The organism is Paracoccus sp. DMF, assembly GCF_004407025.1.
Classification (GTDB): domain Bacteria; phylum Pseudomonadota; class Alphaproteobacteria; order Rhodobacterales; family Rhodobacteraceae; genus Paracoccus; species Paracoccus aminovorans_B.
The window spans coordinates 17,124-30,247 of sequence record NZ_SOKV02000005.1; the positions used below are offsets into that span (position 1 = coordinate 17,124).

Genomic DNA, 13,124 nt, shown 5'->3' on the forward strand with positions numbered 1-13,124 from the left:
AATTTTCGGATTCCGTAACCGACTGTTTTCGGCAAATAAAAACGGGCGCCGATGCGGCGCCCGTTCGGTTTGGACTGGAGATAATGACTCAGTCCTGTCCCAGGCAGTCCGCCAGCGCCCCGGCCATGCCGCGCAGCAGCGTGGCATAAAGCGCGGCGCCGGGCTCGGCCGTGCTGCCCTCGGGGTCCAGCGCGGCGCCGGCCCGGGTGGCGCTGCCCTCGGTCACGGCGGCGATCAGGCGGGGGTCGTGATTCGCCTCGGGAAAGGCGCAGGCGGCGCCCTCGGCGGCGATCTGGTTGCGAATCGTCTTCAGCCGCGCCGCCGACGGCGTCGAGGCATCGCCCAGGCTGACCGCGATGGCCGGCTGCAGCCCGTAATGATCGGTGAAATAGCCATAGGCATCGTGGAAGACCACGAATCGCTTGCCCTGCACCGGCGCCAGCTGCGCCTTCAGCGCGCCGTCCAGCGCGGCGATCTCGGCCGCCGCCTTGCTGGCATTGGCGGCATAGGTCTCGGCATGGTCGGGGTCGCGCTGCGACAGGGCGGCGGCGATGCCCTGCACCCAGGTCGCGGCATTGTCGGGGTCAAGCCAGGCATGCGGGTCGAGCCCGCTGTGATCATGGCCGTCGTCGCCGTGATTATGGCCGTGATCCCCGGCATGGTCCTCATGCTCATGCTCATGTTCATGCTCATGCTCATGCTCGTCCCCGCCGGCGAAATCCCGCAGCTGCGTGCCCGGTTGCTCCAGCAGCGCCAGCGCGGCGCCCTTTGCGGCCAGGCCGGCGGCCGGCCGCTCCAGCCAGGGCGTCAGCGCCGGGCCGACCCAGACCAGCAGGTCGGCGTCCTGAAGGCTGCGTGCCTGGCTCGGGCGCAGCTGATAGTGATGCGGATCGCTGCCCGCCGCCAGCAGCGCCTCGGGCTGGCCCAGCTCGCCCATGACCTGCTGGACGAGCGCGGCGGTGACCGGCGTATCCGCCAGCACGCGCGGCACCTCGGCCAGGGCGGGCAGGGCCGGGGCGGCCAGGGCAACGGAAAGAAGAAGGGCGTGTCGGGTCATGTCTGGGCTCTCTTGCGGAAACGCCAGAGTTATTTATGTTATATCGTAACTCGTCAAGTGAAATTGTAATAGTATCACATCATGCATGATGACCCCGCCGACCCGTTCCACGACCACGACCACGCGCATTGCGCCGCCGCCGTCCTGGCCCGCGCCGAAAGCCAGACCAAGGCCGAGGGCGTGCGCCTGACCCCGGTGCGCCGCCGTGCGTTGGAAATCCTGCTGGAATCGCACCGCGCCATGGGCGCCTATGAGGTGCTGGAGCGCCTCTCGGCCGAGGGTTTCGGCAAGCAGCCGCCCGTAGCCTATCGCGCGCTGGATTTCCTGGTCGAGCAAGGACTTGCCCATCGCGTGCAGCGGCTGAACGCCTATGCCGCCTGCCTCTCGGCCGAACGCGACCATTCGCCCGCCTTCCTGATCTGCCGCGGTTGCGAGCAGGTGGCCGAGGCCGATTCGGCCCAGCTTCGCGCCGCGCTCACCGGCCTCGCCGCCAGCGCCGGCTTCGGGATCGAGCGCAGCACGGTCGAACTCTTGGGCCTCTGCGCCCGCTGCCGCGAGGCCGGGCTGTGACGGCGCTGATCCGCGCCGCCGACCTGTCGGTCAGCCATGCCGGCGCCGACCTGCCGGTGCTGAGCCATGTCGATTTCCGCATCGCCCCGGCCGAGATCGTCACCGTGGTGGGCCCGAACGGCTCGGGCAAATCGACGCTGATCCGGGCGCTGCTGGGCCATCTGGCGCTGGATTCGGGGCGCGTCGAGCGCGCGCCGGGCCTGCGCATCGGCTACGTGCCGCAGCGCGTGAACATCGAGCGCGCCATGCCGATGACCGTGCGCCGCTTCCTGTCGCTGCCGCGCCGCGTCGGTGATGCCGAGGCGGCGGCGGTGCTGGACCGCACCGGCGTGCCGGGCCTGCAATCGCGCCAGATCACCGCGCTTTCGGGCGGGCAGTTCCAGCGCGTGCTGCTGGCCCGCGCGCTGCTCAACGATCCGCAGCTGCTGGTGCTGGACGAGCCGACGCAGGGGCTGGACCAGCCCGGCATCGTCGCCTTCTACAAGCTGATCGAAGAGGTCCGCGCCCGGACCGGCGCCGCCGTGCTGATGGTCAGCCACGACCTGCTGGTGGTGATGCGGGCCTCGGACCGGGTGGTCTGCCTGAACGGCCATGTCTGCTGCGAGGGCACGCCGCAGGCGGTCAGCGCCGCGCCCGCCTATCGCGCCCTTTTCGGCGCCGAGGCGCAGGGCACGCTGGCGCTCTACCAGCATCACCACGATCACGATCACGACCACGTCGCAGAGGGCCATCATCACGGCCCGGCCTGCGCCCATGAGCACTGAGGCCCCATGCTTGACGATTTCCTGACCCGTGCCGTGCTGGCCGGGCTTGGCCTTGTGCTGGCGACCGGCGCGCTGGGCTCCTTCGTGGTCTGGCGGCGCATGGCCTATTTCGGCGATTCGACCGCGCATGCGGCGATCTTGGGCGTGGCGCTGAGCTTTGCCTTTTCGCTGCCGGTCTATCTCGGCACGCTGGGCGTGGCGCTGGCCATGGCGCTGGCGGTGGCGCATCTGACAGGGCGCGGCCAGTCCATGGACACGGTGCTGGGGGTGCTGGCGCATAGCGCGCTGGCGCTGGGGCTGGTCGCGGTCAGCTTCGTGCCCGCGCTGCGCACTGGGCTCGACGCCTTCCTGTTCGGCGACATCCTGGCGGTGGGCAAGGCGGACCTGGCCTGGATCTGGGGCGGGGCGGCGGCGGTGATTGCGCTGCTGGCCTGGCGCTGGCAGCGGCTGGTGACGGCCTCGGTGAACGAGGAACTGGCCATGGCCGCCGGCATCGACCCGGCGCGCGAGCGGCTGATCCTGTCGCTCGCGCTGGCGCTGGTGGTGGCGATCGCGATTCGGATCGTGGGGGCGCTGCTGGTCTCGGCCATGCTGATCGTGCCGGCCGCGGCGGCACGGGGATTCTCTGCAACGCCCGAACAGATGGCCGGTTCCGCCACCGCCATCGGTGCCGTCGCGGTGCTGGGCGGGCTTTGGGCCAGCCTGTGGCTCGATACGCCGGCCGGCCCGTCCATCGTGGCGATTTCCGCGCTGATTTATGCTTTTACTCTGGTGCTTTGCCGGAAATGACCCCATGCTGACCCGTCTCGGCGGCCGGCAGGTTTCGGCCGGCGGGCCGGCGGCATCTCGCCTAGAGCGCGAGGTGTTGGCTATTATGCAACAGTTGCCTGTGGCGCGCAGAAGCTTCCCATCAAGACCGCTTTCCAAGTCCTTGGGTTTATGCGACTGTCCCAATGATGTTGCCGGAAACGGCAGCCTTCAAAGTACTGAACGGAGCATGATCATGACCAAATTCGCTACCTTCGCCCTGGCCCTCGGCCTGACGGCTTCGTCGGCTCTGGCCGGCGGTTACGTTGCCCCCGTCGTGGAAGTTGAGCCGGTCGTCGTCGACGAGAAGCCCGCTTCGTCGAACGCTGGCCTCGTCGTCCCGGCCCTGCTGCTGCTGGGCGTCATCGCCGCCGTCGCTTCGGACGACGACGACAGCTAATCGCTCAACGGGACTTCGGTTCCGTAAGCGTACAGGGGCTGGCCTCGTGCCAGCCCCTTTGCTTTTTTGCGCGGGCCCGCCATCGCAAGGCCCAGCCTCGTGCCTTCTTTGTTTTCCAAATACCCCAGCGGCCGTGCTGCCGTCGCAACGACGCGCCCATGAAAAAACCGGCCCCAAGAGGCCGGTTTTGCGCTGCCGCCCGGCCCTTGTCAGGGCCGCAGGGTCTGGATGGTGACATAGCCCAGCTGCGGGCCCAGCCATTGCCGCGACACCGGCAAATGCCCGCCCTGAGGCGCGTAATTGTTCTGGAACCGCGCGCCATGGCCCTCGCAGCTTTCCACCACCACGCCCGGTTTGGGGCCGGGAGCCACCGAGCAGTCGAAGTTCAGCGGCCGCTCCAGCCCGTCGCCGCTGAAATAGCGCATGACCCGCGGCGCGCTGCCGGCCCGGCCGGCGCGGATCAGCGGCTCGGTCTGCGGCTCGGCGACCGACAGGTCGTGGCCGAAGCCGCGCGTGCCGACCACCATGCCGTCGCGGATGATCAGCGCCTCTTTCGAGGGCGCCATATAGGTGCGCAAACCGCCGTTCTGCCCGGTCATCGCCATGACCTGGGTGCGGCCCAGCGATTCGAAGCCGACCATGACCAGTGGCGCGGGGTTGACCCGCAGCGCCTCGGCGGCCATCTGCTCGGGCGTGCGCGGGGCCTCGGCCGGCGCCTCGGCCTTGCCGCCGCGGATCCGGGTCGCGGTGCTGCCGGCCGCCTTGGCGGCGATCAGCACCGGGTTGGTCTGGTTGCCGCTGTCGTCGTTGCCGCAGGCGGCAAGGCCGGCGATCAGAGTAGCGGACAGCGCCGCCTTGGTCATGCGGGCCGAAATCATCGCCAGAACCTCCCCCAGCCTTGATAGAGTTTGACCGATTGCGCGTCCCGGACCTTGTCGTAGAGCCGGCCGTCGACGTTCAGCCGCGCGCCGCCGTCACGCGACAGCGAACGCAGCGTGCTGCCGGCGCGGTCGCGGGTCGGCGTGCCGATGGCCCAGGCCACCGGGATCGAGATCGTCAGCCCCTTGTCAAAGGAGCCTTCGCCGAATTCCTTGTCGCTGAGGTCGGTCTTGGTGGCAAAGGCGCCGATGCGCCAGCCATTGGCGAATTCGCGCGTCAGGGTGAAGGTCGCGCCCTTGTCGCCGGCCAGGTATTTGCCGACGTCCAGCTGCGCGGTGAAGCCATTGGCGAATTCGTAATAGGCCGAGACATGGCCGGTCGTGACCTCATAGTCGCGGAAGCCGAAGACATCCTCGAAGTCGCGCTTCTTGACCCGGTTCACCTCGGCGCCGAAGGCCAGCGGCGAATTCGCCGGCTTCCACAGCACCTCGGTCGAGACGCCGCCATAGGCGCGCTCCAGCAGGCCGACGGTGACGCGGGAATAGATCGCCTCGGTCGGCTGGGCATACCAGGCCAGCGTCAGCTCGGGGATCGTCGGGCTGTCGTTGCCGGTATACATGCGGGTGTCCGAGCGGACCCGCGGCACGCCACGGAAATACTCGTTCGCCGGGTCCGAGACATATTCCTCGGGCGTGTAATGGTCCCCGCGCACGCCACCGTTCAGCTCGGGCGGAATGCCGGGGCCGCGCTGCTCCATGCTGCCGAAGGCGCGCTGGCGGATGGTGCCCGAGACGATCAGCCCCGGCATGAACTCGTAGCTCGCCTTCAACTGCGCGCCGGTCTCATAGCGCAGCGGGTCCTGCGGGTCGAACAGCCCGATGTCCAGATAGGGCGCCAGGTTCCAGCGGAAGCGCGGGAACAGGCCCGGCGTCGTGACCAGGTCGCCCGGCCGCGGATCGGCATCGACCAGCTGCGAGGCATCGGCGATGCGGCCGGCCTCGGTATTCTCCAGCCGCTCGACGTCCGAACGCTTCAGCACCACGGACGAGGTCGCCATGCCGTCGGTGTTCGAGGTGATGACCAGCGTTTCGACCGAGGGCGGCAGCGCGCGGGTCATCAGCCGGGCGGTGCGGCCCACGGCCTCGGACTGCTGGATATAGCGGGTGTTGCGGATGCGGACCTCGGCCCGGTTCCCGGACAGGGACATGGATTCGAGGATCTGGCCCTCGTCCTTCAGCGCCCCGGCCAGGGCGGTCTGGATCGCCGGCTGCGCGGTCGGATCGGCCGACCAGGCGCCCGACCAGCCCTCGGGATCGGCCGAGGGCGCGGGGCGCGGCTTGACCGGCGCCGGCGCCTTTTCCAGGCCCGAGGGGAAGGGCGCGTTGCGCGGGTTCAGCGCAAAGCTGAACTGGGCGCCGAACATGTCGCCGCCGATGGTATAGAGCCCGACCTGATAGCTGGGGCTGAAGGTGTAATAGGCGCCCAGGTTCAGCTTGCTGCCCGGCTCGCCGTCGCCCTGCGGGATCTCCTCGACATGGCCGTTGGGGAACAGGTTGCGGACCAGATACTTGTCGTTGGAATATTCCGCCACCAGCCGCAGCTTGTCGGTGGCCTGCCAGGTGATCGAGCCGAAGGGCCGGGCCTTGCCGCGGAACCATTCGTCGACCTGCGGCTTGCCGCCGGTGTCGCCGATCTCGATCAGGCGCGGATTGCCCCCCAGCGTGCCCCAGCCGATGCCGACGCTGGCGCGCAGCCGGGGCGTGATGGTCTTGGTGGCGACGATGTATTCGCCGGAATAGATGCCGGTGCCCAGGAAGTCCTGCAGGCCGATGGCCACGGCGGGGCGCCAACCGGCCTCATCCACCACGGCAAAGCGGATGTCGAACGAGCGGTCCCAGATATGGCCCAGCTCGTTGTGGTCGTTGATGCCCTCGACCCGGGAATAGCGCAGCGCGGTGGTGATGCGCGGATGCAGCTGGAAGATCACGTTATGGCGCCGCGCCGCCTTGTTGTAGGACACGGTTCCGCCCAGCGTGGCGTCGGGCAGCATCTCGGCGGTCGGCGTCTCGACGCCGCCGGCCAGGCCGTAGCTGTTCATCACGTCGCCGATCATCGGATCGGTCCGGGCCGGACCGGCGGCCAGGCCCAGAAGTAGCAGGGCCGGCACGGTCGTCGCCATCAGGCGGCGGGTAAGAAGCGAATGGGCGCGCATCGGCGGATCCTTTCAGGTCATGGCGCGCAGCCTGGTGCTGGCGGAGGGGCCGGCGCCGCGCGGGATCTGTCCGCGCGGCGCCGGGATCGTCGGGCTTACTCAGTGGTCGTGGTCGAATCCGTCGCCTCGGGCACCGGCAGGATCGGCGCCGGCGTGGTGGCGCTGCCGGTCGTGCCGCTAGGCGCCGCCGGCGTCTCGGTGGTGGCGGGCGCGGTCTCGGCCGGAGCCGGGGTCTCGGTCGTGGTTGCGGCCGGAGCCTCGGTCGTGGCCGGGAGCGTCGAGGCCGCCGGCGCCTCGGTCGCCGGGGCCGGCGTCGCGGGCGTCGTCGTGGCCGGTGTCGTCGTCGGCGTGGTTTCCGGCGTGGTCGTGGCCGGAGTCGTGGCCGCCGGGGTTTCCGGCGCCGCGGGCTCGGTGGTCGGCGCGGGCTTCGGCTCGGCCGGCTTCGCGGCCGGGGCGGCGGGCTTCGGCGTCGACTTCGGCTTCGGCGCGGCGGACGAGGCCTTGACCTGCGCCTTGGGCAGGCTGTCGGTCGGCATGGCGCAGCCGGTCAGGCGCTGGCTGCCGACGCGCAGGTTGGCGGTGAACGGGGTCTTCTGCCCGCCGACCTCGCAGCCTTCGGCGCGGATGTTCAGCGCAAAGACCTGGCCGTTCATGTTGCCGATGAACTCGACGCCCTTGGCATAGGTCATGCGGCGCACGGTCACGCCCACCGACTTGGCGCCCGGGCGTTCATAGACGGCGGTCTTGTCGCCGGCGGTGGCGGTCCAGCCGGCGCCCGCGGCGCGGAAGATCGCGGTGCCCATGGTGCTGGCCTCGGCCGTGGCGACCGGCTTCTGCTCGGCCCCGGTTTCGATCGGCTGCTCCAGCGGCGACACGCCGGGCGGGCCGGAATGGGCGGGGGTGTCGGCGGCGCGGTCTTCCTGCTGCCAAGGCAGGTTTCCGCAAGCGGCCAAGGCAACAGTCATCGAGAGAACGGCGAAAGCCGAACGGAATTTCATCTGCTCTGTCCCGGTTCCATGGGTTTTCCTTATGCCTTATTGGCTACAGGAAGGCCCGGGATTGGGCAAGCGCCGACAGGGCTTGCGGCCAGCCGGCGCAGGGATTTCAGCAAAGATCCGCGCCCCTCAGCAGTTCGGCACGTTGACCGCCAGCCCGCCCAGCGAGGTTTCCTTGTACTTGTCCATCATGTCGCGGCCGGTCTGGCGCATGGTCTCGATGGCGGCGTCCAGCGGCACGAAATGCTTGCCGTCGCCGCGCAGCGCCAGGCTGGCGGCGCTGACGGCCTTGATCGCGCCCAGGCCGTTCCTTTCGATGCAGGGCACCTGCACCAGGCCGGCGACCGGGTCGCAGGTCATGCCCAGGTGATGCTCCAGCGCGATCTCGGCGGCGTTTTCCACCTGCTCGACGCTGCCGCCCAGCACGGCGCACAGCCCCGCCGCCGCCATGGCGGAGGCGCTGCCCACCTCGGCCTGGCAGCCGCATTCCGCGCCCGAGATCGAGGCATTGTGCTTGATCAGCCCGCCCACCGCCGAGGCGGTCAGCAGGAATTCGTCGATCTGGCGTTCCGAGGCGCCAGGCACATGGTCCAGCCAATAGCGGATCACCGCCGGCACCACGCCCGCCGCGCCATTGGTCGGCGCGGTGACGACCTGGCCGCCGGCGGCATTCTCCTCGTTCACCGCCATGGCATACATCGACATCCAGTCGTTGATGACATGCGGCGCGGTCAGGTTCATGCCGGCCTCGGCCTTCAGGGCCTCGTGGATGCCGGCGGCGCGGCGGCGGATCGACAGCCCGCCGGGCAGGATGCCGCGCGCCTCCAGGCCCCGGTCGATGCAGTCGCGCATCACCTGCCAGATCCGGTGGATGCCGGCCGAGATCTCGGCGTCGTTGCGGAACACGCGCTCGTTGTCGCGCTTCATCTGGGCGATGGACTTGCCCGATTTCGCGGCCATCTCCAGCATCTCGGCAGCCTGGGCGAAGGGATAGGGTACCTTGGGCGAGGCGTCGGTGCGGGTGTCGTCGCCGCGCGCGGCCAGTTCCGCCTCGGTCAGCACGAAGCCGCCGCCGATGGAATAATAGGTCTCGCTGAAGATCACGTCGCCCTGGGCGTCGGTCGCCATCAGGATCATGCCGTTGGCGTGGCCGGCCAGCGCCCGGTCGAAGTCGAAGACCAGGTCGCGGCCTGGGTCGAAATGCAGCTCGCCCAGGTCGCGCGGCGTCAGCACGCGGCTCTGGCGGTTCGCCTCCAGCACGGCCTCGGCGGCCTCGGCATCCATGGTCTCGGGCAGGAATCCGGCCAGGCCCAGGATGGTGGCGCGGTCGGTGGCATGGCCCTTGCCGGTAAAGGCCAGGCTGCCGTGCAGGCTGGCGCGCAGGCCATGCGCCTTGAACGGCTGCGCCCGCAGCGCGTCGAGGAAGCGCCCGCCGGCGACCATCGGCCCCATGGTATGCGAGGACGAGGGGCCGACCCCGATCTTGAAGATGTCGAAGACCGAAAGAAACATGCGCCGGCTCCCGTTGTCAGTAGCGCCCCAGTCTAGCCGGACCGCGCCCCTGCGGCCAGCGCGGCTGCGACGGCACTTAGGAACCGTCGCGACATTTGACGAGTCGCCGCCTGCACGTTATTTCGGCATCAAGCACAAAATCACGGCAAATCCTCCCGGCATGCGACCGCCCACGGATCGGGCAGCAGCCGTTTTCTTTCGCATTCCCACGGCCCGGCCTACGAGTTCTTTCATGACGCGACCCGAACCGATCCTTCTTGGCGATATCGCCCTTGGCGCCCCGGTCTTCCTGGCGCCGATGGCGGGCATCACCGACCTGGCCTTTCGCCGCGCCGTCCAGCGCCACGGCGGGGCCGGGCTGATGGTCAGCGAGATGGTCGCCTCGACCGAGATGGTGACGCCGCGGCCCTCGACCCGCGCCGCCGTCCGCGCCAAGGCGCTGACCGAGGGCGCGGCGCCGGTCAGCGTCCAGATCGCCGGGCGCGAGGCCGGGGCCATGGCCGAGACCGCCCGCATCGTCGCCGGCATGGGCGCGCGCATCGTCGATATCAACATGGGCTGCCCGGCCAAGAAGGTCACGGGCGGGCTGTCGGGGGCGGCCTTGATGCGCGATCTCGACCACGCGCTGGGCCTGATCGACGCGGTGGTCGCCGCCGTGCCCGACCTGCCGGTGACGCTGAAGATGCGGCTGGGCTGGGACGGCGATTGCCTGAACGCGCCGGAACTCGCGGCCCGCGCCGCCGGGGCGGGGGTGCGCATGCTGACCGTGCACGGCCGGACCCGGGCGCAATTCTATACCGGCAGCGCCGATTGGGCGGCGATCCGGGCGGTGGCGAACCTGCCGGGCCGGCCGCCGCTGGTCGCCAACGGCGACGTGGTCGATGCGGCCTCGGCGCGGCTGGCGCTGGCGCGATCGGGCGCCGATGCGGTCATGGTCGGCCGCGGCGCCCAGGGCGCGCCCTGGCGGCTGGCGCAGATCGCGCATGAATTGTGGAACACGCCCGCGCCGCGGGTGCCGCAGGGCGCCGCGTTGGCCGAGGCCGTGGCCGAGCATTACGACGACATCCTGTCGCTTTACGGCCGCGAGCTGGGCCTGCGCGTCGCGCGCAAGCACCTGGGCTGGTATGCCGAGGCGAACGGCGCCCCGAACCGCGCCGAGCTTCTGCGCGCGCCGACCCCCGAGGCGGCGCTGGCCGCGATCCGCGCCGGCTTCGGCGATGCGGCGCCGGTGTTTTCCCCCGCGACCGAGGTGCCCTCGTGACAGCCCGGCCCAGGTCCGACATGGCCCGCGACCCCGAGGTCGAGACCGGCGCCGGCTTCACCCCGGCCGAGGTCGGCCCCAACTGGGCGGCACTGCCTCTGCCCGCGATCATCCTGGACGCCCAGGGCCGCATCGCGGCGATGAACGACCTGGCCGAGGCCTTCCTGAACCTGTCCTGCCGCTCGTCGCTGGGCCTGGCACTGGAGGGGCCCGAGATCCTGAAGCGGCTGCGCATCGTGCCGACACTGGGCTCGATCCTGGACCGCGTGCGCGAAGGCCATGACGCGCTGAACCGCGCTGGCGTGCGCTTCGAGATCGGCGACCGCTCGGGCGGGCATACCGACCGCTTCGGCACCATCCACGCCGGCGCCGCGCCCAGCCCCGCGGGCGGCATCGCCGTGCTGATCGCGCCGCAGGACGGCGGCGGCCGGCTGGGCAACGGCCAGGCCGCGCGCTCGGCCGCGCGCTCGGCCATCGGCATGGCCGAGATGCTGGCGCATGAGATCAAGAACCCGCTGGCCGGCATCCGGGGCGCCGCGCAGCTGATCGGCATGAACCTCGCGGCCGAGGACCGCGACCTGGCCGACCTGATCGTGGCGGAATCGCGCCGCATCGTCGAATTGCTGGACCAGGTCGAACGCTTCGGCGACACCTCGGCGCCGCGGCTTTCGGCGGTGAACGTGCATGACGTGCTGGAACGGGTGCGCCGCTCGGCCTCGGTCGGCTTTGGCCGCGGGCTGCGCATCGTGCCGGAATACGACCCCTCGCTGCCGCCGGCGCTGATCGACGCCGACCAGCTGGTGCAGGTCTGCCTGAACCTGGTCAAGAACGCCGCCGAGGCGATCCAGCGCGCCGGCCAGGGCGGCACCATCCGCATCCGCAGCTTCTATGACGGCACGCTGCGCCTGGCGCCGACCGAGGCCGAGCCGCAGGGCCGCAGCCTGCCGCTGCAGATCGAGATCGAGGATGACGGCCCCGGCATCCCCGAAACCATCGTCGCCGAGGTCTTCGAGCCCTTCGTCTCGGGGCGCGAGAACGGCACCGGCCTGGGGTTGGCGCTGGTGTCCAAGATCATCACCGACCACGGCGCCTGGATCGCGCTGGATACCCGCCCCGGTCGCACCGTCTTTCGCCTTTCCCTGCCCAAAGCCTGAGGTTTCCCCATGGACGGCACCGTTCTGATCGCCGACGACGACCGCACCATCCGCACGGTGCTGACCCAGGCCCTGACCCGCGCCGGCTGCCGGGTCCATGCCACCGGCTCGCTGGCGCAGTTGCAGCGTTGGGTCGAGGAGGGCCGGGGCGACCTGGTCATCACCGATGTGATGATGCCCGACGGCAACGGCATCGACATGATCCCGGCCATCCGCAAGGCGCGGCCCGACCTGCCGGTGATCGTGATCTCGGCCCAGAACACCATCGTGACCGCGATCCGCGCCACCGAGGCCGCGGCCTTCGACTATCTGCCGAAGCCCTTCGACCTGCCCGACCTGATGACGCGGGCCGGGCAGGCGCTGGCGCGGCGGGTGCGCAAGTCGGACCCGGCGCCGGCCGCGCCCGCGCTGGAAAGCGCGGCCGACCCGACCCTGCCGCTGATCGGCCATGCGCCGGCGATGCAGAACCTGTTTCGCATGGTGGCGCGGGTGCTGAACGCCGACCTGCCGGTGATGATCGCGGGCGAGGCCGGGGTGGGCAAGACCGTGGTCGCGCGCTCGTTCCATGACCTGTCGGACCGGCGCGAGTCGGGCTTCGTCGTGCTGACCTCGGCCGACCTGTCCGAGGAGGCGATCCACCGCGCCGGCGACCGCGCCCAGGGCGGCACGCTGCTGATCGAGGACCCGGCCGGCTTCGACAGCGCCGCGCAGGCCCGGCTGATCGGCATGATCGAGGCCTGGGAGGTCGGCCCCGGCCGCAACCAGATGCCGCGCCTGGTCTCGACCACTGGGCCCGACCCGCAGGCCGATGTCGCGGCCGGCCGGCTGCGCGCCGACCTGTATTACCGGCTGGCGGGGGTGACGATCACCGTGCCGCCGCTGCGGGCGCGGGTGGACGACATCCCGCCGCTGGCGCGGCACCTGCTGGCCCGCGCCGCCGCGCAGGGCCTGCCCGCGCGCAGCCTGTCCGAAGGCGCGACCGCGCTGATCCGCGCCTATGCCTTCCCGGGCAATGTGCGCGAGCTGGAAAACATGATGCGCCGCATGGCGCTGACCGCCGCCGGGGCCGAGATCACCGAGGCCGAGGCCCGCGCCGCGCTGAGCGAATCGGCGCCGCTGGCGCAGGCCGCGCCCATCCTGCCGCCGCCGCCGAGCCAGCCCGGCCACGGCCCCGCCGCGCCCGGCACGCCCGCGGCGCTGGCCGAGCCGGCGACCATGCGGCTGGCGCAATCGGTCGAGATGCATCTGCAACGCTATTTCGACCTGCATGGCGACGACTTGCCGCCGCCCGGGCTTTACGACCGCATCCTGCGCGAGATCGAGAAGCCGCTGCTGGAGATCGCGCTGGATGCGACCGGCGGCAATCAGCTGAGATGCGCCGATCTTCTGGGGATAAATCGCAATACGTTGCGCAAGAAGCTCACCGACCTGAATATCGAAGTGACAAGGCGCCGCAAGCTGATGTAAAACGGCCACAGATGGCCGCACGCTAGTCGCTGAACGGCCACAGCAA

At 70.4% G+C, this 13,124-nt stretch carries 12 protein-coding genes; 7 read left to right on the forward strand and 5 right to left on the reverse strand.

Annotated elements, in window-relative coordinates; genetic code table 11:
- Positions 1-88: 88 nt before the first annotated feature.
- On the reverse strand, positions 89-1,057 hold the full coding sequence (locus tag E3D03_RS04045; RefSeq protein WP_263565919.1) for a zinc ABC transporter substrate-binding protein: 969 nt from the start codon (positions 1,055-1,057) through the stop codon (positions 89-91).
- 81 nt (positions 1,058-1,138) lie between these two features.
- On the opposite strand from E3D03_RS04045, the gene E3D03_RS04050 reads away from it, so the two are divergent.
- From E3D03_RS04050 to E3D03_RS04065, 4 genes are all read left to right on the forward strand, one after another.
- Positions 1,139-1,627 (forward strand): Fur family transcriptional regulator, encoded by a 489-nt coding sequence (locus E3D03_RS04050; RefSeq protein WP_263565920.1) that lies wholly within the window; start codon positions 1,139-1,141, stop codon positions 1,625-1,627.
- Positions 1,624-2,391, forward strand: a complete 768-nt coding sequence (locus E3D03_RS04055; protein ID WP_263565921.1) for a metal ABC transporter ATP-binding protein — start codon at positions 1,624-1,626, stop codon at positions 2,389-2,391. Before E3D03_RS04050 ends, E3D03_RS04055 begins: the two co-directional genes overlap by 4 nt.
- 6 nt (positions 2,392-2,397) lie before the next feature.
- Positions 2,398-3,180, forward strand: a complete 783-nt coding sequence (locus E3D03_RS04060) for a metal ABC transporter permease (RefSeq protein ID WP_062561198.1) — start codon at positions 2,398-2,400, stop codon at positions 3,178-3,180.
- Between the two features lie 214 nt (positions 3,181-3,394).
- Positions 3,395-3,598 (forward strand): hypothetical protein, encoded by a 204-nt coding sequence (locus tag E3D03_RS04065; protein ID WP_379029276.1) that lies wholly within the window; start codon positions 3,395-3,397, stop codon positions 3,596-3,598.
- 209 nt (positions 3,599-3,807) lie between these two features.
- On the opposite strand, the gene E3D03_RS04070 is transcribed toward E3D03_RS04065, so the two are convergent.
- From E3D03_RS04070 to E3D03_RS04085, 4 genes are all read right to left on the reverse strand, one after another.
- Positions 3,808-4,476, reverse strand: a complete 669-nt coding sequence (locus E3D03_RS04070) for a YjbF family lipoprotein (RefSeq protein ID WP_263565922.1) — start codon at positions 4,474-4,476, stop codon at positions 3,808-3,810.
- Complete coding sequence (locus E3D03_RS04075) at positions 4,473-6,689, reverse strand: YjbH domain-containing protein (protein WP_263565923.1); 2,217 nt, start codon at positions 6,687-6,689, stop codon at positions 4,473-4,475. Before E3D03_RS04075 ends, E3D03_RS04070 begins: the two co-directional genes overlap by 4 nt.
- A gap of 95 nt (positions 6,690-6,784) precedes the next feature.
- Positions 6,785-7,687: a hypothetical protein gene (locus tag E3D03_RS04080; protein ID WP_263565924.1), complete on the reverse strand. Its 903-nt coding sequence runs from the start codon at positions 7,685-7,687 to the stop codon at positions 6,785-6,787.
- A 126-nt stretch (positions 7,688-7,813) separates the two neighbouring features.
- A complete protein-coding gene (locus E3D03_RS04085) occupies positions 7,814-9,196 on the reverse strand; it encodes an L-serine ammonia-lyase (RefSeq protein ID WP_263565925.1) in 1,383 nt (460 codons plus the stop codon).
- Positions 9,197-9,428: 232 nt separating this feature from the next.
- On the opposite strand from E3D03_RS04085, the gene dusB reads away from it, so the two are divergent.
- From dusB to E3D03_RS04100, 3 genes are read left to right on the forward strand one after another with little or no spacing between them, the layout of a single operon-like run.
- Positions 9,429-10,457, forward strand: coding sequence for a tRNA dihydrouridine synthase DusB (gene dusB, locus E3D03_RS04090; RefSeq protein WP_263565926.1), 1,029 nt, complete (start codon positions 9,429-9,431; stop codon positions 10,455-10,457).
- Positions 10,458-10,477: 20 nt separating this feature from the next.
- Entirely contained in the window at positions 10,478-11,611 is a 1,134-nt protein-coding gene (locus E3D03_RS04095) for a two-component system sensor histidine kinase NtrB (RefSeq protein ID WP_263565927.1), read from the forward strand.
- Positions 11,612-11,620: 9 nt separating this feature from the next.
- Positions 11,621-13,078 (forward strand): sigma-54-dependent transcriptional regulator, encoded by a 1,458-nt coding sequence (locus E3D03_RS04100; protein WP_263565928.1) that lies wholly within the window; start codon positions 11,621-11,623, stop codon positions 13,076-13,078.
- Positions 13,079-13,124 lie beyond the last annotated feature (46 nt).